Below are 448 nucleotides of genomic sequence, written 5' to 3'. Positions count from 1 at the left end.
CATTATGGCCAACGAGGCCAACGATGCCGGGGTTGATGGTCAGCGAGAGATTGTCGACGGCCTTGGTTTCGCCAAAGGTCTTGGTGAGATTACGAATCTCAATCATCTTTTTTCTCCTTCCTCAAGCGCTTGTTTGATTTCTTCTTTGGTGTAGCCGGCTTGATAGAGCTCCGCCAAACGAGTTAGCAGCACTTTGTGCCGCTGCTCCTCTCCTTTGCCCCCTGCCACAAAGAAGCCTTTCTTGGGAATCGCGACGATATAGCCATCCTCCACCAGCGTGCGGAAGGCGCGTTCCACCGTATTGGGATTCACCCGGTTATTGAAGGCGACTTCGCGGACCGATGGCAAAGCGTCCCCCTCTTTTAGGGCGCCAAGCGAGATCAGCCGTTCGTAGAAACGGGCGATCTGAAGGAAAATAGGGTCACGATTGTTGAAATCCATGACCCTA

At 53.1% G+C, this 448-nt stretch carries 1 protein-coding gene; it reads right to left on the bottom strand.

Annotation, left to right across the window (positions count from 1 at the left end):
* Positions 1-102 precede the first annotated feature (102 nt).
* Positions 103-448, bottom strand: a 346-nt coding sequence (locus tag C2862_RS25095; RefSeq protein WP_168710175.1) for a GntR family transcriptional regulator, incomplete at its 5' end; no start/stop codon positions are given.

This window comes from Massilia sp. Mn16-1_5 (genome assembly GCF_004798585.1).
Classification (GTDB): domain Bacteria; phylum Pseudomonadota; class Gammaproteobacteria; order Burkholderiales; family Burkholderiaceae_D; genus Telluria.
Note: the sequence above shows the minus strand (reverse complement) of the source record. Positions and strands in the feature narration are given on the sequence as shown.